This window comes from Streptomyces sp. NPDC018833 (genome assembly GCF_044390825.1).
Taxonomy (GTDB): Bacteria; Actinomycetota; Actinomycetes; order Streptomycetales; family Streptomycetaceae; genus Streptomyces.
The window spans coordinates 603,995-623,179 of record NZ_JBIRZM010000002.1 but is presented as its reverse complement, the minus strand read 5'-3'; the positions used below and the strand labels follow the sequence as shown (position 1 = coordinate 623,179).

Annotated in this window: 14 protein-coding genes; 11 read left to right on the top strand and 3 right to left on the bottom strand. The window is 69.8% G+C overall.

The annotated features are described in order from the left end of the window. Positions 1-3: 3 nt before the first annotated feature. A complete protein-coding gene (locus ACH5AF_RS06630; RefSeq protein ID WP_398900324.1) occupies positions 4-636 on the top strand; it encodes a vitamin K epoxide reductase family protein in 633 nt (210 codons plus the stop codon). Between the two features lie 181 nt (positions 637-817). On the opposite strand, the gene ACH5AF_RS06625 is transcribed toward ACH5AF_RS06630, so the two are convergent. After that, the gene (locus ACH5AF_RS06625; RefSeq protein ID WP_398900323.1) at positions 818-1,240 is read right to left on the bottom strand and encodes a pyridoxamine 5'-phosphate oxidase family protein; all 423 of its coding nucleotides are present in this window, start codon (positions 1,238-1,240) and stop codon (positions 818-820) included. 359 nt (positions 1,241-1,599) lie between these two features. Between ACH5AF_RS06625 and ACH5AF_RS06620 the strand changes: the two genes are divergently transcribed. The 10 genes from ACH5AF_RS06620 (at position 1,600) to ACH5AF_RS06575 (ending at position 15,681) form a co-directional block, all read left to right on the top strand. Next, positions 1,600-2,802, top strand: a complete 1,203-nt coding sequence (locus ACH5AF_RS06620; RefSeq protein WP_398900322.1) for a globin domain-containing protein — start codon at positions 1,600-1,602, stop codon at positions 2,800-2,802. A 60-nt stretch (positions 2,803-2,862) separates the two neighbouring features. Then, positions 2,863-4,077, top strand: coding sequence for a molybdopterin molybdotransferase MoeA (locus ACH5AF_RS06615; protein WP_398900321.1), 1,215 nt, complete (start codon positions 2,863-2,865; stop codon positions 4,075-4,077). Positions 4,078-4,519: 442 nt separating this feature from the next. Beyond that, a complete protein-coding gene (locus tag ACH5AF_RS06610; protein ID WP_398900459.1) occupies positions 4,520-5,698 on the top strand; it encodes an MFS transporter in 1,179 nt (392 codons plus the stop codon). Positions 5,699-5,725: 27 nt separating this feature from the next. Continuing rightward, a complete protein-coding gene (locus ACH5AF_RS06605; RefSeq protein WP_398900320.1) occupies positions 5,726-6,199 on the top strand; it encodes a hemerythrin domain-containing protein in 474 nt (157 codons plus the stop codon). Between the two features lie 162 nt (positions 6,200-6,361). After that, positions 6,362-7,885, top strand: a complete 1,524-nt coding sequence (gene hemG / locus ACH5AF_RS06600) for a protoporphyrinogen oxidase (protein ID WP_398900319.1) — start codon at positions 6,362-6,364, stop codon at positions 7,883-7,885. Positions 7,886-8,512: 627 nt separating this feature from the next. Further along, entirely contained in the window at positions 8,513-12,187 is a 3,675-nt protein-coding gene (locus ACH5AF_RS06595) for a nitrate reductase subunit alpha (protein ID WP_398900458.1), read from the top strand. Beyond that, positions 12,187-13,908: a nitrate reductase subunit beta gene (narH, locus tag ACH5AF_RS06590; protein ID WP_398900318.1), complete on the top strand. Its 1,722-nt coding sequence runs from the start codon at positions 12,187-12,189 to the stop codon at positions 13,906-13,908. The genes ACH5AF_RS06595 and narH overlap by 1 nt, the downstream gene beginning before the upstream one ends. Continuing rightward, the gene (narJ, locus tag ACH5AF_RS06585) at positions 13,905-14,549 is read left to right on the top strand and encodes a nitrate reductase molybdenum cofactor assembly chaperone (protein ID WP_398900317.1); all 645 of its coding nucleotides are present in this window, start codon (positions 13,905-13,907) and stop codon (positions 14,547-14,549) included. The genes narH and narJ overlap by 4 nt, the downstream gene beginning before the upstream one ends. A 5-nt stretch (positions 14,550-14,554) precedes the next feature. Further along, positions 14,555-15,331, top strand: coding sequence for a respiratory nitrate reductase subunit gamma (gene narI, locus ACH5AF_RS06580; RefSeq protein ID WP_398900457.1), 777 nt, complete (start codon positions 14,555-14,557; stop codon positions 15,329-15,331). Then, entirely contained in the window at positions 15,328-15,681 is a 354-nt protein-coding gene (locus ACH5AF_RS06575) for a hypothetical protein (RefSeq protein WP_398900316.1), read from the top strand. The genes narI and ACH5AF_RS06575 overlap by 4 nt, the downstream gene beginning before the upstream one ends. Positions 15,682-15,936: 255 nt before the next feature. Here ACH5AF_RS06575 and pflA read toward each other — a convergent pair whose 3' ends face one another. Together pflA and pflB are read right to left on the bottom strand one after the other, a co-directional pair. Beyond that, positions 15,937-16,665, bottom strand: a complete 729-nt coding sequence (gene pflA, locus ACH5AF_RS06570; protein ID WP_398900314.1) for a pyruvate formate-lyase-activating protein — start codon at positions 16,663-16,665, stop codon at positions 15,937-15,939. Next, complete coding sequence (pflB, locus tag ACH5AF_RS06565) at positions 16,662-18,929, bottom strand: formate C-acetyltransferase (protein WP_398900313.1); 2,268 nt, start codon at positions 18,927-18,929, stop codon at positions 16,662-16,664. Before pflB ends, pflA begins: the two co-directional genes overlap by 4 nt. Positions 18,930-19,185 lie beyond the last annotated feature (256 nt).

Genomic DNA, 19,185 nt, shown 5'->3' with positions numbered 1-19,185 from the left:
ACGGTGACTGCCACAGCGACCGATATTGGCCCCGGCCCACGATCAGCGGTTACAGGAGGCCGGGGCATCGGCCTGCTGATGGTCGTCATCGGCGTCATTGGATGGCTGGCCTCCTTCCAGCTCACCGTCGAGGACTGGCAGGTCCTGAAGAACCCCCGCTACCAGCCTGGGTGCAACATCAGCCCGGTGGTCGGCTGCGGCAGCGTCATCTCCAGCTGGCAGGGAAACATCTTCGGCTTCCCGAACATGCTCCTGGGCCTGGGCGCCTTCGCCGCCGTCACCGCCTTTGGCGCCGTCCTGCTCACCGGCGGCCGCCTGCACCGCTCTCTGTGGCTTGCCCTGAACGCCGGCGCTCTGGCCGGCGTCGTGATGGTGCACTGGCTGATCCAGCAGTCCCTGTACGAACTGGGCCGACTCTGCCCGTACTGCGCCGTCGTCTGGGTGATCACCATCGCCCTGTTCTGGTACGTGACGCTCCGCAACCTCAACCATGAAGTCATCCAGGTGACGGGCCGGAGCCAGGCCATCGTCGCGGCGCTGACCGCCTCACACTGGATCGTGCTGCTGACCTGGTACGTGATCATCGCCGTACTCGTCCTCACACGCTTCTGGAACTACTGGACCACGGTGATATGACCGGTTCCGTCGAAGCTACGAAGCCGCACACACCCCCTGATCCGCTACTTCGCCCCGGGAACAGAGGGTCCTCTCCTACTGGCGAAGGGCTGGTGGGAGCGCTCAATTGCGGCCGGCTCCCAGGCGTGGACTCCCAAGCAGCCCCCGGCTGCCGTGGAGCAACCTGAGGGCAGCCGGGGCGTCAGGCAATGCGGTAACCAGTCACCATGTCGATACTGATGCTGACCATCTGGTCTTTCGGCCCGGCGACCCACGGCACGAGGGCGGTTGCGTAGCCTTCCTGCTGGGCCGGGTCCTGGACCAGACGTGCTACTCCGGTGACGACGACGCTCCAACCCGTGCGCGTGACCGGGTCGAGCGCGTCGGCCTCGTAGGCGACGACGGCGCCGTCCTGGGCCGGGCCGAGCAGCGCGGCTCCGGTGTGTGTCTGGATGACGATCCGGTCGTCGATGAGCAGATGGTTGACCGGCCGGATAGCGGGAAGGGCGTCGTGGGTGAAGACCACGCGGCCCATCGGCACACTCTTGAGGAGGGAGAGGGCCTCGAACCGGGTCAGCTCGCTCGCCAGTGCGCGAGGTCGGCCGGAGTCGGTGTGTGTGGTCATGGCAGGACTTCTTCCAGACGCGGGCGAGGAGCGGCGGTGCACCGCTTTCGCCGTTGACGGCGAAGAGTAGGAGTGCGTGTCACGGACTCAAGTGACGCATGTCCGAACCCTCGCCGCCTAGGGCTGGTCGGCCCTGACCAGTGCGCAGGGACCATGGCACCTTCGTCGTGGACCGGGCATGGGCCGCTGGTCCCGGCTCCCGCAACCTGTATCGGACCGGGCGGCCCTGACCACAGGGACCTTGGTCCCGGGTCTTGCGTGCGAGTGGGGTGGGGCGGCTTTCGGGCTGCTAAACCAGTAGGTGCCTGCCGCTGCGCAGCGTCAACCCCCTCTCCGCTACCTCCCTCAGGAGTGTTGTCATGCTGTCTGTCGAGTCGGCCTCGCTGATCCGGGCCACCCTTCCTGCCGTCGGCGGGGCACTGGACGAGATAACCACCCGCTTCTACGCCACGATGTTCGCCGACCGCCCGGAGCTGCTGGACGGCATGTTCAACCGCGGCAACCAGGCCAGCGGCGCGCAGCGCAGGGCGCTGGCCGGGTCGATCGCCGCCTTCGCCGGTGCGCTGCTGGCGGACCCCGACACCCGCCCGGACACGCTGCTGGCCCGTATCGCACACAAGCACGTGGCTGTCGGCGTCACCGACGACCAGTACACGATCGTGCACAAGTACCTGTTCGCCGCCATCGCCGATGTCCTCGGAGAGGCGATCACCCCTGACGTGGCGGCGGCGTGGGACGAGGTCTACTGGCTGATGGCCGGTGCCCTCATTGCCCAGGAAGCGCGCCTCTACCTCGAAGCCCAGGTGCAGCCGGGGCATCCCTGGCGGCAGTGGACCGTCGTCGAACGCCGCGAGGAAACCGCCGACACTGTCTCGTTCCTGCTGCGCCCCGCTGACGGCGCCCCTGCACCGCGCGCCCGGGCCGGCCAGTACGTCAGCGTGCGGGTGAAGATGCCTGACGGCGTGCACCAGTTGCGCCAGTACAGCCTCTCTTCGGCGCCGGGCGACGAGGTGCGCCGCATCACCGTCAAGCGCGTGACTGGTGACGGCGCCCCCGACGGCGAAGTGTCGAACCTGCTGCACCGCACGCTCAAGGCCGGTGACGAACTCACCCTTTCCGCCCCGTTCGGCGATGTGGTGCTGGACGATACGGACGTGCCGCTGGTGCTGGTCTCCGCCGGCATCGGCTGCACCCCGATGGTTTCCATGTTGGAGCACCTCGCAGCCACCGCCTCGTCCCGTCCCGTCACGGTCCTGCATGCCGACCGCTCACCGGCCGACCACGCGCTGCGTACCGACACCAACCGGCTGGTCAGCACGCTGCCGGATGCCCGCGCCACGTTCTGGTACGAGCGGGACGCGGTGAAGGAGTGCGGGTCTGTGAAGGGGCTGATGAACCTCGACGGACTGCAGCTGCCCGCCGAGGCGAGCGTGTACCTGTGCGGCCCGCTCCCCTTCATGCGTGAGGTCAGGGCGCAGCTGCGGCGTGGCGGGATCCCGGCCCGGAGCATCCGCTACGAGGTCTTCGGCCCCGACCTGTGGCTGGCCGACGCCACCGCCTGACCGCCCCGGCCGGCTGCCGTGGCACCGCACCGGCCGCCGCCTTATCTGAGGATCACCCCCATGGCCGTCATCAGCCCCACTGCCGTCGTCTCGCCGCTGGTCCATCCGCAGTGGCCGTCCGCGCGACACGCTGCGCACAACGCGGCGACGCCGCTGCCGGCCGTGCGGATGCCGCTGTCCATGGCGGCCGGCTGCGTCTTGGCCGAGGAGGTCCTCGCCCAGGCGCCGATACCCACGGCGGACTCCTCGGCGATGGACGGCTGGGCCGTGCGGGGCGAGTCCCCGTGGCGCGTCGTCGGGTCCGTCCTGGCAGGGCGAACCATCGGGCCGCCCCTGGCCGAAGGAACGGCGGTGGCCATCGCTACCGGTGCCGCGCTGCCGCCCGGCACCGAGGCGGTGCTGCGCAGTGAGGGAGGAGCGCTGGACGGCTCAGGGCTGTTGCGCACCGTGCCCGGAACTCCCCGGCCCGGCGGCCGGGCGGACATGCGCCCCCAGGGTGAGGAGGCCGACGAAGGTGATGTCCTGCTGGCCGCGGGCCTCCTGCTCACCCCGCCGGCCATCGGCCTGGCAGCAGCCGGCGGCAACGACACGGTCCACGTCCACCGGCCTGTGGCGGTCAGTTGCCTTGTCCTCGGCGATGAACTGATCACACGTGGCGTACCGGGGCCAGGACGGGTGCGGGATGCTTTGGGGCCGCAGCTGCCGTTGTGGCTGGCAGCGCTGCACACCGGCCCCGTTCGCCTGCGGCACGTCCCCGACACCCTCGAGGGTGTCCTTGCGCGGGTTACTGCGGAGCTGCGCACCGCCGATGTGATCGTCACCACCGGCGGCAGTGCCCGAGGCCCGGTCGATCATGTGCGTGCCTGCATAGAGCGTGTAGGTGGGCTGATCCTCATCGACGGGGTCGCCGTACGGCCCGGGCATCCGATGATGCTGGCCGAGCTGCCCGATCACCGCTGGTGGGTGGCGCTGCCCGGCAACCCACTGGCGGCCTGCGCGGCCCTGCTCACCCTGCTGCAACCGCTCATGGCCGCCCTGCGAGGCCGCCCGCTGCCCCGTCTTCGGCGCGTGCCCCTGGCGATCGACGTCTTCTCCCCTTCGGGCGATCATCGCCTGCTGCCCTACCGGCTCACCCCCGAGGGATCCGCCTCTCCCCAGGCACACGGCGGATCGGCCATGCTGCGCGGCCTGGCCACCTCACCAGGTCTGCTGGTGATCCCACCCGACGGCGCGTGCGCCGGCCAGATCGTGGACGTCCTGCCCATGCCCTGGTAGAGGACGACCCCTGGGGGTACCATCCCTCGACGATGCCCGGCTGCTGCCTCTGCGGAAGCCGGGCATCGGGCGTTTCTGGGCGCTTGACAGGCCCTCTCCATTGGCTTGGAACGATGCCTCAACGCATGCGGCTGTGCAATCGCGGCAACACGACCTCACGGCACGGGCCGTGCGTCTTGGGCGGCGGGCGTACCGGCCCTATGAGAACGGCCGGTCGGCCGGGGCGGCGGGACGAATGGCCCCATGCGATCAGGGACCGGCTCGACGAACCTGGTGGCTGGGAGCCGCAGAAGCGATGCCGGGGCCACCACGCCCCGCATCCGGGCGGCGCTCCCATAAGGACTCGACCGAGAGGTACACGATGCGCCCGCTTGAGGACACCGCCAGGACAGCACCATCGACGGCAGGAGGCCGCACCTCCACGGCCGGCAGTCCGTGGATGATGCTCACGCTGGCCACACTGGGGTTCGCCGTCAACTTCTGGGCGTGGGCGCTGCTGAGCCCCCTGGGCCCGCGATTCAAGGAGATCCTGGCGCTCAGCTCCTTCGAGCAGTCCCTCCTGGTGGCCGTGCCCGTCGTGGTCGGCTCCCTGGGCCGGATCCCCGTAGGTGCCTTGACCGACCGGTTCGGCGGCCGGGTCATGTTCCCCCTCGTGTCAGCCGCAACGATCGTCCCCGTGCTCTACCTGGGCCTCGCCGGGCACTCCTCGCTGGCGGCCCTGCTCGTGGGCGGCTTCTTCCTCGGCATCGGAGGGACGGCCTTCGCCGTCGGAGTTCCGTTCGTCAGCCGCTGGTTCCCGCCGGAGCGACGCGGGCTGGCCATCGGCATCTTCGGCGCCGGGATGGGCGGCACCGCGATCAGCGCGCTGACGACCGTCAAGCTCGTGGACGCCCACGGCATGGCCAACCCCTTCCTCATCACCGCCGCAGCCCTCGCCGCCTACGCCGTACTGGCCGCGCTGCTGCTGCGCGACGCCCCCGGCCGCACCGTCCCCAGCGAACCGCTGGCCCGCCGACTGGCCGATACCCTACGGCTGCCCATCACCTGGCAGGCATCCGCCCTGTACGCGGTCGCGTTCGGCGGATACGTCGCCTTCTCGGTCTACCTTCCGACATACCTCAAGACCGGCTACGGACTGGGCCAGGCCGACGCGGCCAACCGGATGGCAGGCTTCGTCCTGCTGGCCGTGGCGATGCGCCCCATCGGCGGCTGGCTCTCCGACCGGATGGGACCGACCCGGGTCCTGGCAGGCACGCTGGCCGTCGTGATCGTGGGCGCGGCCGTCCAGTCGGCCACCCCGCCCCTGGCCCCGGTAGGCACCATCGCCTTCCTCGCCATGGCCGCAGCCCTCGGCGCGGGCAGCGGCGCCACCTTCGCCCTGGTCGCCCTTCTCGCACCGGCCAACAAGGTCGGCTCCGTCACCGGCGTCGTCGGCGCGGCCGGCGGCCTGGGCGGTTTCGTCCCGCCGCTGGCGATGGGAGTCATCTTCAGCGCCACGGGAAGCTACGCCTTGGGTCTGCTCCTGCTGGTTCTGGTCGCCGCCGCCGCGCTCGCCTTCACCGTCACCCGGGTGCGACGAGCCGCCGCCGACGCCAGCGCGGGCACCACGAACCCGGCATGACCCTCTCGCTTCCACGAGGACTCGGCTATGTGTGAGTACTGCGGCTGCCAGGCGGTGGCCGCCATCGAAGAACTGACCCGCGAGCACGACACCGTCGTCGACCTGATCGGCCGAGTACGCTCCGCCCACAGCGACGGCGACATACCCCGGATGGCGGAACTGGCCCGGCAGATCTCCGCCGTGCTGGCCCCGCACACCGAGGTCGAGGAGCATGGCCTCTTCCCCGCCATGGCCACCGAGTTTCCCGATCACATCGCGGCGCTGGAGGCCGAGCACCGCCGCATCGAAGCCGTCCTTGCCCAGGCGGCCGACGGCGTGCCGGGTGACTCGGGCTGGCCCACCGCGCTGGTGGAGGCTCTGGCGATGTTGCGCGAGCACATCCTCAAGGAACAGGACGGGCTCTTCCCCGCATCCCTGACATTCCTTACCCCCGAGCAGTGGGACGTTCTGGACGCCGTACGGGCCCGGTCCGCCGGCGCTACGGCATCACCGGCGCGCTGAGCACCGTGCCCCAGCAGCCGCCCCACCCGCGTTTCCCCGCTGCACTTCGGTGCGGGAGGCGCCGGAAGGCCCAGCTCGAGCCCGTCGGCCGGAACCAGCTGGAGGGGGTGGAGTGCGCTCCCTCCTGCATCCGAAGGCACCACCAGAAAGGCCGCGACCCCGATGAACACACCCGCCGTCCAGCACCGCCCTCCTTCCTCCTCCTTCTCGGCCTCCGACCACGCGCCGGACGACGCGATGCCTCACGTCGTGGTCGTGGGGGGCGGCATCGCCGGCCTGACCGCTGCTGCGCACCTCAGCGGCGCAGCGGGCGACAGCGGCTTGCGGGCCCGCATCACGCTGCTGGAGTCCGGAAAGCGGCTCGGCGGCAAGCTGCTGCGCGGGGAGGTGGGCGGCGTGCCCGTGGACCTGGGAGCGGAAGCGGTATTCGTCCGGCGGCCAGGAGCCATCGACCTGGCCCGGGAAGTCGGCCTGGGCCACGACCTGGAGCCGCCGTCGACGATGGAGGCCTCCTTGTGGACCCGTGAAGCGCTACGTCCTATCCCCCGGGGCCACATGATGGGCATACCCGCAGACCTCGACGCTCTCGCCGCCTCCGGAGTGCTGTCCGCCGACGGCCTCATCCGGGCGTGCTGGGACCTGCAGCTTCCCCGCACGGAAGTCGGTGACGACATCGCCGTCGGCCGGTACGTGGCGGCCCGGATGGGCCGCGAGGTGGTCGACCGGCTGGTCGAACCCCTGCTCGGCGGAGTCTACGCCGGGCGCGCCGACCGCCTCTCGCTGCAGGCCACGATGCCTCAGCTGATGGCCGTCGCCCGCGACGAGCGGTCCCTGCTCGAAGGCATCCGCCGGATGCAGCCGCCCAAGCCCGGTGCCTCAGCGACCGGAGAACGGACGCCCAGCCCTCCTCCGTTCCGCAGCATCCGGGGCGGCCTGGGCCGGCTGCCGCTGGCCATCGCGCGGGCGTGCCGGTCCCAAGGTGCGGACATCCGGACCGCCACCTCCGTCCGGGCCCTGCGGCGCACGGACCGCGGTTGGCAGCTCACCATCGAAGACGTCCGTGGACAGCGGCAGATCCAAGCCGACGCGGTGGTACTCGCCGTGCCCGCGCCCGCCGCCGCCACATTGCTGACCGCCGAAGCGCCCGTCGCGGCCGCCGAGCTGCGCCAAGTCGAATACGCGGACATGGCCCTGGTCACCCTGGTCTTCAACCGGGCGGACCTGTCGGGACAGCTGCGAGGCAGCGGCTTCCTCGTCCCGCCGGTGGACGGCCACGTCATCAAGGCATCCACATTCCTCAGCAGCAAGTGGAGGTGGCCGGGACAGTACGCGCCCGACAAGGTCGTCATCCGCACATCGGTCGGCCGGTATGGGGAGAACACCACCACGGCCCTCGACGACGAGGAACTGATAGCCCGCTCACGCGCGGAACTGGCGGCCGCGACCGGCCTGACCGCCGCCCCCTGCGACACCGCCGTCACCCGCTGGGCCGCCGGGCTCCCGCAGTACACCGTCGGCCACATCACCCGCATGGCACGCGTCCAGGAACACGTGGGCAAGCTCGCGACGCTCACGGTCTGCGGAGCCGCCTACGACGGCGTCGGCATCACCAGCTGCATCGAGGGCGCTCAGCGAGCCGCCGAGTCGATCGCGGCATCGCTCAAGACTCCCGCCCACCGTCGCTGACCGCGACCTCGATGCACGAGCCTCGTCATGGCGGGTGTCCGCTGTCATCACGACGCCAGTGGCCGGGGTGACACGGAGCATCACACCTTCCGTCGCGCGTCTGCGCCGAAGCATGCCGCCGCTGCCGCGGACAACGTCCACGACGCGCGGGCTCGAGCTCCGGGAGTGCACCCCCCGGGGCGACACAGCCTGGCGACGCCCTCGGTCCGCTCAAACCGGTCGGCCGGGACCGGGCAAAGGGCAAGGGTGGGGGCGTGGGAACGTCGGGTGACGGCCGAATGGGGGCGTGCCCCTTCCCCTGCACGAGGGCTCCCGCGGTGGCCGCTCAAGGGGCCAGCGCCGACCTGGGACGGCCGCACCGGCCGTGGAGCAGGCCCACCTCGCGTATCTGGCAGGCGTGTTGAAACGGGGGACAGGCATGCGTTCGAGGTGTGGGGGTAGTCGTGTAGCCCGCGCGAGCGACACACCTGAATCGGCGTCATTCTCAGGATGCCGTTGTTGACATGTGAGTAGACAGTGACCCTAGAGTCGTTCGTGGTGGGGCCGATCACAATTCGAACGGGCGGGCGCGCCCGGAAGCGGAGTGGCACGGTGAGTACCAAGACCAACCCGGGGCAGCGGGCAGGTATGGACGGCCCGCTTGCGGATGCGCTGGTGCGCAGCCGACGCTTCTTCACCCGGGCGGAGGTGTCGGACGACGGGCGCACCTTGCACCAGATCGGCGGACGGGGGGCGGACGGCTTCTACCGGGACCGCTGGTCGCACGACAAGGTGGTGCGCTCCACTCACGGGGTGAACTGCACCGGCTCTTGTTCGTGGAAGGTGTACGTCAAGGACGGCATCATCACCTGGGAGGCGCAGCAGACCGACTACCCGTCGGTCGGCCCGGACCGGCCGGAGTACGAGCCGCGTGGCTGTCCGCGCGGGGCGGCGTTCTCCTGGTACACCTATTCGCCGACCCGGGTGCGCTACCCGTACCTGCGCGGGGTGCTGTTGCAGATGTACCGGGAGGCCAAGCAGCGTCTCGGTGACCCGGTGCTGGCCTGGGCCGACGTCGTCTCCGATCCCGAGCGCTCCCGCCGCTACAAGTCGGTGCGCGGCAAAGGCGGCCTGGTGCGGGCGAGCTGGGACGAGGCGGCCGAGATGATCGCCGCCGCGCACGTGCACACCATCAAGGCGTACGGCCCGGACCGGCTGGCGGGTTTCTCGCCGATCCCGGCCATGTCCATGGTGTCCCACGCCGCCGGTGCCCGCTTCTACTCGCTGCTCGGCGGGGCGATGCTGTCGTTCTACGACTGGTACGCCGATCTCCCTGTCGCCTCGCCGCAGGTCTTCGGCGACCAGACGGATGTGCCCGAGTCGGGTGACTGGTGGGATGCCGGGTACCTGATCATGTGGGGGTCCAACCTGCCGGTGACCCGCACACCGGACGCGCACTGGATGGCGGAAGCGCGCTACCGAGGGCAGAAGGTCGTCGCGGTCGCACCGGACTACGCGGACAACGTGAAGTTCGCCGACGAATGGCTGGCCGCTCAGCCCGGCACGGACGGCGCTCTGGCGATGGCCATGGGGCACGTCATCCTGAAGGAGTTCTTCGTCGACCGAGAGACGCAGTCCTTCGCCTCGTACGTGAAGCGATACACCGATCTGCCGTTCCTGGTCACGCTCGACGAGAGCGAGCCGGGAACGTACACGCCGGGCAAGTTCCTGACGGCGGTCGACCTCGGCGGTGAGGAGGCGGCAGCGGAGAACGCGGAGTTCAAGACCGTGCTGCTGGACGCCGCCACCGGCCGGCCGGTGGTGCCCAATGGCACACTCGGCCACCGCTACGGCGAGTCCGGCATGGGCAAGTGGAACCTCGACCTCGGAGAGGTCGACCCGTTGCTGAGCGCCGATGGCGGCCCGGAGGCGCCGGTCGCGGTCGAACTGCCCCGTTTCGACACCCCTGACGGAAAAGCCGGGCGACTGTTGCGTGGCGTGCCCGTGCGCCAGGTCGGCGGGAAGACGGTGACCACGGTCTTCGACCTGCTGCTGGCCCAGTACGGCGTGACCCGTGGGGGTCTTCCCGGCCGGTGGCCCGCCGGCTACGACGATCCCGCGGAGCCGTACACCCCGGCCTGGCAGGAGGCGATCACCGGGGTCGCCGCGGAGAAGGCGGCCCGTATCGCGCGGGAATTCGCCGCCAATGCCGAGGAGTCGGGCGGCCGTTCAATGATCATCATGGGGGCGGGTACCAACCACTGGTTCCACTCCGACACCATCTACCGGGCCTTCCTCACCCTGACCACGCTCACCGGCTGCCAGGGAGTCAACGGCGGCGGCTGGGCCCACTACGTGGGTCAGGAGAAGGTTCGGCCCATCACCGGTTACTCGGCGCTGGCCACAGCGGCCGACTGGAACCGGCCTGCGCGACAGATGATCCAGACCGCGTACTGGTACCTGCACACCGACCAGTTCCGCTACGACCCTTTCAGTGCCGACACCCTCGCCGCGGCCTCGGCCGGCGGCACCTTCGCCGGACGGTCCACGGCGGATGTCATCGCGCAGTCCGCCCGCCTGGGCTGGATGCCCTCCTATCCCACCTTCGACCGCAACCCGCTCACCATCGCTGCCGACGCCGAGGCCGCCGGGCGCGAGGTGGGCCCGTACGTGGTGGGCGAGTTGAAAGCGGGGCGGCTGCGCTTCGCCGCCGAGGACCCCGACGCGCCGGAGAACTTCCCCCGCGTGCTCACCGTATGGCGGGCCAACCTGCTGGGCTCCTCGGCCAAGGGCAACGAGTACTTCCTCAAGCACCTGCTGGGCACCGACTCCGCTGTCCGCGCCACCGAAGCACCCGAGGACGCCCGCCCGCGCGACGTCGTGTGGCGGGAGCAGGCCCCCACCGGCAAGCTCGACCTGCTGCTGTCGCTGGACTTCCGGATGACCAGCACCACCCTCTACTCCGACGTCGTCCTGCCGGCCGCGACCTGGTACGAGAAGCACGACCTGAACACCACCGACATGCACCCCTTCGTGAACTCGTTCAATCCGGCCATCTCCCCGCCCTGGCAGACCCGCACCGACTGGGACGCGTTCAACACCATCGCCCGGGCGTTCAGCCGGCTGGCCGCAGACCATCTCGGCACCGTCACCGATGTGGTGGCCGCTCCGCTGCTCCATGACACCCCGGACGCCATGGCCACCCCGCACGGCCGGGTGAGGGACTGGAAGGCGGGGGAGTGCGAGCCCGTGCCCGGCCGCACCATGCCCAAGCTGATCAGCGTCGAGCGCGACTACGCGACCGTGGCCGAGAAGATGACCGCGCTGGGGCCCCTGCTCGACACTCTGGGCGCCACCACCAAGGGTGTCACGTTCAAGGTGGGCCGTGAGCTGGAGTACCTGCGGCACAAGAACGGCACCGTCCACGGCGGAGTGGCCGACGGGCGGCCCTCCATCGCCCGCGACGTCCAAGCATGCGAGGCGATCCTCGCTCTCTCCGGCACCACCAACGGACATCTGGCCACCCAGGGCTTCCGCACCGTCGAGGCCCGCACCGGTACCCAGTTGGCGGACCTGGCGGCCGAGCACGAGGGCAAGCAGGTCACCTTCGCCGACACCCAGGCGGCACCCGTCTCCGTCATCACCTCACCCGAGTGGTCGGGGTCGGAGTCCGGCGGGCGCCGCTACTCGCCGTTCACCATCAACGTCGAACGCCTCAAGCCCTGGCACACCCTCACCGGCCGGCAGCACTTCTTCCTCGACCACGACTGGATCGCGGAACTGGGGGAGTGGCTGCCGGTCTACCGGCCGCCGCTGAACATGCACGCCCTGTTCGGCGAGCCCCAGGTCGGGGACACGGGCGAACTCGGCATCACAGTCCGCTACCTGACCCCGCACAACAAGTGGTCCATCCACTCCGAGTACCAGGACAACCTGTTCATGCTCTCCCTCTCGCGCGGCGGGCCGACGGTGTGGATGAGCCGGGAGGACGCGGCGAAGATCGGTGTGGCGGACAACGATTGGATCGAGGCGGTCAACCGCAACGGCGTCGTCGTCGCCCGCGCGGTGGTCTCCCACCGGATGCCGGAGGGCACCGTCTATATGCACCACGCGCAGGACCGGCTCATCGACGTCCCCCGCACGGAGACCAACGGACGGCGCGGTGGAATCCACAACTCACTCACCCGGCTGCTGGTCAAACCCAGCCATCTCATCGGCGGCTACGCCCAGCTGTCGTACGCCTTCAACTACCTGGGCCCCACCGGCAACCAGCGCGACGAGGTCACCGTCATCCGCCGCCGCTCCCAGGAGGTGACGTACTGATGAAGGTCATGGCCCAGATGGCGATGGTGATGAACCTCGACAAGTGCATCGGCTGCCACACCTGCTCCGTCACCTGCAAGCAGGCGTGGACCAACCGCAGCGGGGTCGAGTACGTCTGGTTCAACAATGTCGAGACCCGCCCCGGTCAGGGTTATCCGCGCCGCTACGAGGATCAGGAAACCTGGAAGGGCGGCTGGGAGCTGAACAAGCGCGGCCGGCTCACGCTCAAGGCGGGTGGCCGGTTCAAGAAGCTGATCACCATCTTCTCCAACCCGAAGCTGCCCTCCCTCGACGACTACTACCAGCCCTGGACCTACGACTACGAGACCCTGACCAACGCGCCGCTCCAGGAGCACACCCCCGTCGCCCGGCCCAAGTCGCTGATCACCGGCAAGGACATGAAGATCACCTGGTCGGCGAACTGGGACGACGACCTCGGCGGAGCGCCGGAGCACGGCGACAAGGACGTCCTGCTCGCCGAGATCTCCGAGAAGGTGAAGTTCGAGTTCGAGCAAACCTTCATGTTCTACCTGCCCCGGATCTGCGAGCACTGCCTCAACCCCTCCTGTGCCGCCTCCTGCCCCTCGGGGGCGATCTACAAGCGCAGTGAGGACGGCATCGTCCTGGTCGACCAGGACCGCTGCCGCGGCTGGCGCATGTGCGTCACCGGCTGCCCGTACAAGAAGGTCTATTTCAACCACCGCACCGGCAAGGCCGAGAAGTGCACCTTCTGCTTCCCGCGCGTCGAGGTCGGTTTGCCCACCGTCTGCGCCGAGACCTGCGTGGGACGCCTGCGTTACATCGGCCTGGCCCTGTACGACGCGGACCGCGTCCTCGAGGCCGCCTCCACCCCCGACGACACCGGCCTGTACGAGGCTCAGCGCAGTATCCTCCTGGACCCGAACGACCCGGGCGTCATGGCGGCGGCCGAGCGTGAAGGCATCCCACGCGACTGGATCGAGGCCGCGCAGCGCTCCCCGGTCCACGCCCTCATCAACACCTACAAGGTTGCCCTGCCGCTGCACCCGGAGTACCGCACCATGCCGATGGTCTGGTACATCCCGCCGCTGTCCCCGGTCGTCGACGCGGTCAGCGGCACCGGCCATGACGCGGAGGACCGCAACAACCTTTTCGCCGCCATCGACGCCATGCGTATCCCCGTCGAGTACCTCGCCGAGCTGTTCACCGCCGGTGACCCGGCACCCGTCGACGCCGTACTGCGACGGCTGGCCGCCATGCGCAGTTACATGCGCGACATCAACTTCGGCCGCGAGCCCGACGCTTCCATCCCCGCGGCGGTCGGCATGAGGGAGGAGGAGATGTACGAGATGTACCGGCTCCTCGCCTTGGCCAAGTACGACGAGCGCTACGTCATCCCGCCGGCGCACGCGGAGCAGGCCCACGGCTTGGAGGAACTGGCCACCGAGTGCAGCCTGGACTACGAGGGCGGGCCCGGTATGGGCGGCTCCGGACCGTTCGGTGAGGCATCCGGCGGCGCCTCCCCGGTCGCCGTGGAGAACTTCCGCATGCTGCACGCCCGCCAGACAGGCGACTCCGTCACCGACCCCGCGGACAAGGCCAGCCGGGTCAACCTCCTCAACTGGGACGGCAAGGGCACGCCCAAGGGCTTGTTCCCCGATCACCCCAGCAGTGAGGGCGGCCCCCCGGCGGAGCTGATGGACGGCACCGACCCGAACGCCGAGAGCGAGCCGAAGCCATGACCCCTCGCACCGCCGCCCCCATGTCGGCGCCGGCCTGGCAGATCCAGTCGCTGCTGCTGGCCTACCCCGACGAGGACCTCGACGGGCACATCCAGCTGGCCCGCCGAGTCGCGACCGGCCTACCACGGCCGGTCGCTGCCCCCATGCGCCGGTTCCTGGACCACGCGGAAGCCACCGCGGCCGCCGACCTGGCCACCGAGTACGTCGCCGTCTTCGACCACCGCAAGCGGTGCTGCCCCTTCCTCACGTACTACGCCCACGGAGACACCCGCAAGCGCGGGGTCGCGCTACTGAGCATGAAGCAGACCTACGCCGCCGCCGGACTGCGGCTGTCCGACGACGAACTCCCCGACCACCTGGCCGTCGTTCTGGAATTCGCCGCAACCGAACCGGAAGCCGGCCGAAAGTTGCTGCTGGAGCACCGGGCCGGGCTGGAGCTGCTACGCCTGGCCCTGCACGACGCGACCACCCCTTGGGCGCATGTCCTCGACTCGGTGTCCGCGACCCTGCCGCCGCTGGCGGGAGACGAGCGCGAGGCAGTCGCCCGGCTGGCAGCCGAGGGACCACCCGAGGAACAGGTCGGCCTGGCACCCTTCGCGCCGCCCTCGTACATGCCCGACCCGGTGGGAGGCCGCCGATGAGCCCGATGACCATCGCACCGACGGAGTCGGCGCTCCAGCACGCCGCCGCCGAACCCGGCACACTCGGCGTCCTGCTCTGGGTGATCCTGCCCTATGTCGTCCTGGTGCTGTTCATCGGCGGCCACGTCTGGCGCTACCGCTACGACAAGTTCGGCTGGACCACCCGCTCCTCCCAGCTCTACGAAAGCCGGCTCCTACGCATCGGCAGCCCCCTGTTCCACTTCGGCATCCTGGTGGTACTCATCGGCCACATCGGCGGCCTGCTGATCCCCCACAGTTGGACGGAAGCCCTGGGCATCACCGAGCAGACCTATCATGTCACCGCCGTCGTCCTGGGAACCATCGCCGGGGTGAGCACACTCGGCGGACTGGCCATCCTCATCTACCGCCGCCGCACCGTCGGACCCGTCTTCAGCGCCACCACCCGCAACGACAAACTGATGTACGTCATGCTCACCCTGGCCCTGGTGCTGGGACTGGCCGCCACCGTGGCCGCCAACATCATCGGCGGAGGCTACGACTACCGCACCACCATCTCCCCCTGGTTCCGGTCGATCTTCTACCTCCAGCCCGACCCCGCGCTGATGACCGGCGTACCGCTGCTGTTCCAGCTCCACGCGCTCAGCGCGCTGGCGTTGTTCGCAATCTGGCCGTTCACCCGGCTGGTCCACATGCTCACCGCTCCGCTGGGCTACCTCACCCGCCCCTACATCGTCTACCGCAGCCGCGACACGCAGCTCGGCACACGAGCTCCACGGCGAGGGTGGGAGCGCGTCCGATGAACGACCACCACCCCGTTCACTCGGCCGGTGAGATCACCGCGCTGCGAAGCACCGGAGAGGAACTCCTGACCGACGCGGCGTCGGCCGGCTCCGGACGGGCGGCGCGGACCGTCGTCGCCCTCCCCGGACTCCGCGTTACCCTGCTCGCGCTGTCCCGGGGCCGGGAGCTGGCCGAGCACCGGGCGCCGGGAGCGGCCACGCTGCTGTGCCTGTCCGGCCGGGTGACCCTGAGTACAGCCGACCGCAGTTGGCCCCTGGAGCGGGACGACCTCGTCGACATCCCCGACCAACGGCACCAGTTGGTCGCCGAGACCGACGCGCTGGTCTTGCTCACCGTCAGACTGGACTGACCGCTGGAACGAACGGCTCGCGCAGCTCGCGCGAGCTACGGGGTCTCCCTGCGCCGCCGACACCTGACCGCGCAGGCCGTCGCTGAGCGGACCGGCATCCGTACGCCGCGAGTCAGGGGGGCCTCGCGGCACGCCCCGACGCCGCTCCCAACGGGCCTCAGGGCTCAAGGAAGGGCCATCACATCAGCGTACAAGGGCGATGGCTCTTCGTCCCGGCCGCAGTGATCCACGGGCAACGATGCACAGTTACCTGGTTCATTGTGCCTGCAAGCCGTACGCGCGGAACTGGTCGCGGACGCGCTCGACCAGTGCGGCCCTGGGAACGGGGTTGTCGCGGAGGGGGAAAGGGATGCCGAGGGTGTCGTACTTGTGAGCACCGAGCTTGTGGAAGGGGAGGACATCGACGCGGTTGACGTTGTCCAGCCCCGCGAGGAAGCGGCCCAGCCCGTCGACGGCGACGGGGTCGTCGGTCCAGCCCGGCACGAGGACGTACCGGATCCAGACGGGGACACCGAGCCGGTTGAGGCGGGTGGCGAAGTTGAGAGTGGGCGCGAGGTGGCCGCCGGTCAGGCGCTGGTAGACGTCGGCGTCGAAGGACTTGATGTCGAGCAGGACGAGGTCGGTATCGGCCAGGAGAGCGTCGTCGGCCCGGGCACCGAGGGCGCCCGAGGTGTCCAGGGCGGTGTGCAGGCCGAACTCCTTGCACCGGTGCAATACCTCGGCTGTGAAGGCGGGCTGAAGCAGAGGCTCGCCTCCGGTCAGGGTCACCCCTCCGCCGGCCAGGTCGGTGAACTGCCCGTACCGCTCGATGCGTGCCATCGCGTCGTCCACGGTGACGGGCTGCCCGTCGCGCATGTGCCAGGTGTCGGGGTTGGCGCAATACAAGCAGCGCAGCGGACAGCCGCTGAGGAAGAGGACGAACCGGGTCCCGGGCCCGTCCACGCCGGTGGACAGGTCCCAGGAGTGGATGCGGCCGGTGGTCATCGCGCACCGTGGAACGTGCGGTTGATGACGTCCAGCTGCTGTTCCCGCGTGAGCCGGACGAAGTTGACGGCGTACCCGGAGACGCGGATGGTCAGGTCCGGGTAGTTGTCCGGGTGTTCCATGGCGTCCTCCAGTGTGGCCCGATCGAGGACGTTGACGTTCATGTGGAAACCGCCCGCGGAGGTGTAGCCGTCGAGGATTCCGACCAGGTGGTCCGCGCGTTCGGTCGGCTCGTGCCCCAGGCCCTCCGGGGTGATGGTGGACGTCAGGGAGATGCCGTCGCGGGCCTCGTCGTACGGAATCTTCGCGACCGACAGAGCGGACGCGGCCATGCCGTGGTGGTCGCGGCCGTTCATCGGGTTGGCGCCCGGGGCGAATGGGGCCCCCGCCCGCCGGCCGTCGGGGGTGTTGCCGGTGTGCTTGCCGTACACGACGTTCGAGGTGATGGTCAGCACCGACTGGGTGTGCTCGGCACCCCGGTAGGTCGGGTGGCGGCGCACCTTGGCCATGAAGGAGCGGACCAAGTCGACGGCGATGCTGTCCGCGCGGTCGTCGTCGTTTCCGTACGCCGGGTAGTCGCCTTCGACCCGGTAGTCGATGGCGAGCCCGGTGGCGTCTCGGATGACCTTCACGCGGGTGTGCTTGATGGCCGAGAGGCTGTCGGCGGCCACGGACAGGCCGGCGACGCCGCAGGCCATGGTGCGGTGCACCGGGTGGTCGTGCAGGGCCATCTCGATGCGCTCGTAGGCGTACTTGTCGTGCATGTAGTGGATCACGTTGAGCGCGTTGACGTAGGTCGCGGCGAGCCAGTCCAGCATGCGGTCGTACGCGTTGGCCACTTCGTTGTACTCGAGGTACTCGCCGGTCAGCGGGGCCGTCGCAGGGGCGACCTGCTCGCCGGTCATCTCATCGCGGCCACCGTTGATGGCGTACAGGAGGGCCTTGGCGAGGTTCACACGGGCGCCGAAGAACTGCATCTGCTTGCCCACCGCCATCGCGGAGACACAGCAGGCGATCGCCGTGTCATCGCCCGTGCGGGGGCGGAGGAGGTCGTCCGACTCGTACTGGATGGAGCTGGTGTCGATGGAGACCTGGGCGCAGAACCGCTTGAAGCCCTCCGGCAGCCGGGGGGACCAGAGCACGGTCAGGTTGGGCTCGGGCGCGGGTCCAAGGTTGTACAGGGTCTGCAGGAAGCGGAACGACGTGCGGGTGACCAGGGACCGGCCGTCCTCTCCGATGCCGCCGATGGACTCGGTGACCCAGGTGGGGTCGCCGGAGAACAGCGCGTCGTACTCCGGCGTACGCAGGAACCGCACGATCCGCAGCTTGATCACGAAGTCGTCGATGAGTTCCTGGGCGAGGCTCTCGTCGATGCGCCCCTCGTCGAGGTCACGCTGGAGGTAGACGTCCAGGAAGGTGGAGGTGCGGCCCAGGGACATCGCCGCGCCGTTCTGCTCCTTCACGGCTGCAAGGAAGCCCAGGTAGAGCCACTGGACGGCCTCGTGTGCGGTGGCGGCGGGACGGGAGACGTCGCAGCCGTAGGAAGCGGCCATGCGCTCCAGCTCGCCCAGCGCCCTGATCTGCTCGGACAGTTCTTCGCGGTCACGGATGACGTCAGCCGTGGAAGGGATCTCGTCCAGCCGCGCCCGCTCGGCGCGCTTGGCCTCGATCAGCCGGCCGGTTCCGTACAGCGCGACGCGGCGGTAGTCGCCGATGATCCGGCCCCGTCCGTAGGCGTCGGGCAGGCCCGTGATGATGCCTGCCTTGCGGGCGCGGAGCATCTCGGGGGTGTAGGCGTCGAAGACACCGTCGTTGTGGGTCTTGCGGTAGGTGCCGAAGACCGTGGTGACGAACGGGTCCGGTGCGAAGCCGTACGCGCGCAGCCCGTTCTGGACCATACGCAGTCCGCCGCCCGGCATGATGGCCCGCTTCAGCGGGGCGTCGGTCTGCAACCCGACGATCAGTTCCCGGCCGCGGTCGATGTAGCCGGGCGCGTGGGAGGTGATGGTGGAGGGCGTCGCCGTGTCGACGTCGAGGATGCCCTTGCGTCGCTCCTCGGGGAAGAGGGCGGCGACGGTGTTCCATACGGCGAGAGTGCGGTCGGTGGGACCGGCCAGGAACGCGGCATCGCCCTCGTACGGCGCGTAATTGTCCTGGATGAAGGGACGGACGTCTATCTCGCGCTGCCATTTCTCACCGGTGAAGCCGCGCCACGGGGTGCCGGTGCGGCTGGTGTCGGCAGGGGGCTGGACGGTCACAGTCATGTCGTCATCTCCAGGGCCGGGACGGAGGCGAGGTGGGCGATCGCCCTTTCCCCCCTTTGATGCTCCTCGTCGGCCGTGCCGCGGGGGCAGAGCCGAACAGGCAGGCGGCGGCCGCTGACCGGCCCCGGTGAGCCGCGCGGGGAGGGCCTGAGGTCCCCCGCTGTGTGAGGGACCCCAGGCCCGCCCCGCGGCGTGCGCCCCGCCGGACCCGGTTGCTTCGGCCGGGCCTCATGACGGCGTGGTTGTCCCTGCCCGC

Bases quoted from the DNA above. Each gene is read 5' to 3' on its own strand.
- pflB (WP_398900313.1), bottom strand. From the start codon at position 18,929: ATGACTGTGACCGTCCAGCCCCCTGCCGACACCAGCCGCACCGGCACC.
- narI (WP_398900457.1), top strand. From the start codon at position 14,555: ATGACCATCGCACCGACGGAGTCGGCGCTCCAGCACGCCGCCGCCGAA.
- ACH5AF_RS06625 (WP_398900323.1), bottom strand. From the start codon at position 1,240: ATGACCACACACACCGACTCCGGCCGACCTCGCGCACTGGCGAGCGAG.
- ACH5AF_RS06620 (WP_398900322.1), top strand. From the start codon at position 1,600: ATGCTGTCTGTCGAGTCGGCCTCGCTGATCCGGGCCACCCTTCCTGCC.
- ACH5AF_RS06595 (WP_398900458.1), top strand. From the start codon at position 8,513: ATGGACGGCCCGCTTGCGGATGCGCTGGTGCGCAGCCGACGCTTCTTC.
- ACH5AF_RS06615 (WP_398900321.1), top strand. From the start codon at position 2,863: ATGGCCGTCATCAGCCCCACTGCCGTCGTCTCGCCGCTGGTCCATCCG.
- ACH5AF_RS06575 (WP_398900316.1), top strand. From the start codon at position 15,328: ATGAACGACCACCACCCCGTTCACTCGGCCGGTGAGATCACCGCGCTG.
- narJ (WP_398900317.1), top strand. From the start codon at position 13,905: ATGACCCCTCGCACCGCCGCCCCCATGTCGGCGCCGGCCTGGCAGATC.
- pflA (WP_398900314.1), bottom strand. From the start codon at position 16,665: ATGACCACCGGCCGCATCCACTCCTGGGACCTGTCCACCGGCGTGGAC.
- narH (WP_398900318.1), top strand. From the start codon at position 12,187: ATGAAGGTCATGGCCCAGATGGCGATGGTGATGAACCTCGACAAGTGC.
- ACH5AF_RS06610 (WP_398900459.1), top strand. From the start codon at position 4,520: ATGCTCACGCTGGCCACACTGGGGTTCGCCGTCAACTTCTGGGCGTGG.
- ACH5AF_RS06605 (WP_398900320.1), top strand. From the start codon at position 5,726: ATGTGTGAGTACTGCGGCTGCCAGGCGGTGGCCGCCATCGAAGAACTG.
- hemG (WP_398900319.1), top strand. From the start codon at position 6,362: ATGAACACACCCGCCGTCCAGCACCGCCCTCCTTCCTCCTCCTTCTCG.